The organism is Pedococcus sp. P5_B7 (assembly GCF_054049895.1).
The window spans coordinates 1-1911 of the sequence record NZ_JBFULM010000012.1; the positions used below are offsets into that span (position 1 = coordinate 1).

A 1911-nucleotide genomic window follows, 5' to 3' on the forward strand; every position below is an offset into this window, starting at 1 on the left:
GCCCGGTGGCGCGGCGAGCTCGACGGCCGTCGGGGGTCGCACCGGCAGTCCGTGGCGGGTGGTGACGACCAGGCCGTCGGGGCGGGTCGGGTCGCCGGCGATGGTGTAGTCGCCTCGGCCGACCGCGTCGTGGTGGAACGGGCAGAGGCTGACCTGGTTGTCGTCGTCGGTGGCGCCGCCCTGGGCCCAGTCGTGCAGGTGGTGGATCTCCACGAACCGGGTGGCGGTGCAGCCGGGGAACCGGCAGCCGCGGTCGCGGTCCTCGATCAGCCGGCGGGACCGCTGCGGCAGGATCCGCATGGCCCGGCCGACGCTGACCGGCCGTCCCTGGGTCTCCCAGACCGGCTGGACCACGCCGTCGGAGAGGAACCGGTCGAGCAGCCGGCGGGGGATGGCCCCGCCGCCGTTGACCCAGCCGCCGTCGGTCGACAGGTGCAGGTAGACCCGGTAGTGGCTGGCCCGGCCGGTCGAGGTCACCGACGACAGCGACCGCTGGGCCAGCTCCTCGAGGGCGTCGGCGTAGGTCGGGCGGTCCGTGGCCGCGATGTGGTGGAGGGCGGGTGCGTCACCCGCACCGGTTGCCTCGCCCTCGCCGGCGGCGGACGCCGCGAGGAACAGCGCGTCCTTGGCTTCCTTGAGCGCCTGCTCGACGAGCGCCCCGACCGGTGCGGGGGCGCTGTAGCGCAGCTGGAAGCGGCCGTCGTGGTCGTAGTGCATCGACAGGTCCGGGCGCGCACACGCGCGTCGCTCCGAGTCCTCCTGCCCGGGCAGGCCGGAAGCGGGCACCTCGGGCGGGGTAGCGGCGAACGCGTGGCGGCTCAGCGCCCGGCGCAGCTGGGGCACGGTGGCGTGCTGGGCGAAGCCGGCCGCGGACTGCTGGTGGCTCGCCGGCCCGTGGTGGGCCACGACGGCGGTCTGGTCGAGCGACAGGAGTCCGTCCCGCAGGGCCTCGGACACCGCAGGCAGCTCATGACGACGCTTCGCGATCGCGACCACGTCCCGCGCGTGCGAGGGCGACAGCCCGGCCCGGACGACGAAGTAGTGCTCCGGAGACCGGAACCCGCCGTCACCCCAGTGCTCGCCCTCGATGAGCTCGACAGCGAGGTCGACCAGCTCGCCCTGCACCCGGTTGAGCCGTCCCGCGACCTCGGCCGTGCGCGTCCAGAGGTCACGCTGCGCCTCGTCTCGCTGCACGGCCGCCGGGCTGATCGACATAGCCTCATCGTACACTTGTTCGAATGCGTGGTGCCAGTCATCCACAAGGGAGAACCATTGGCACGCAATGGTTTTCGCCCGGAGTCACCCGCAGAGCAGTCCTCGGGCGGACGGGCGTCGCGCTCTCGTCAGGAGCGCGCCCCGGCGGTCTGCCGGGGCTGTGCCGTGCTCAGGGACGGCCGCCATAGGGCACGAGGTCCGAGCGGTAGATCGAGGCGTAGCGGACGTTGGCGCCGGTGTAGGGCGCCTCGATCATCTGGCCATCGCCGACGTAGAGGCCGACGTGGTGGCTGTCGGCGCCCGAGCTGCCGTAGAAGACGAGGTCGCCCGGTCGCAGGTCGCTGATCGCCACGCGGGCGGTCTCGCCCCACTGGGCGCCGGTGTAGTGCGACAGGTTCACGCCGGCCCGCTGCCACGCACGCATCGTGAGGCCGGAGCAGTCGAAGCTGTTCGGGCCGTCGCCGCCCCACTGGTAGGGCTTGCCGACCTGGGCGCGGGCGTAGGCGAGGACCGCGGACACGCCACCATTCGTCGAGGGCGGCGGGGGCGGCGGGTTGTCCGGCTGGGGCGTGGGCCGGGGATGGTTCTGCGAGGCGGCCAGCTCGGCAGCCTCGGCGGCGGCCTTCTGGCGCGCGGCCTCCTCGGCAGCACGGGCGGCGGYGGCGCGGGCGGCCCGCTTCGCGGCTGCCGTCCGGG

At 74.2% G+C, this 1911-nt stretch carries 2 protein-coding genes; both read right to left on the reverse strand.

Going from position 1 to position 1911, the window contains the following annotated elements:
• Window positions 1–1215, reverse strand: a 1215-nt coding sequence (locus ACXJKD_RS20235) for a DUF222 domain-containing protein (protein ID WP_457256835.1), incomplete at its 3' end; no start/stop codon positions are given.
• Between the two features lie 169 nt (window positions 1216–1384).
• On the reverse strand, window positions 1385–1911 hold a 527-nt coding region (locus ACXJKD_RS20240), incomplete at its 5' end, for a C40 family peptidase (RefSeq protein ID WP_457256836.1).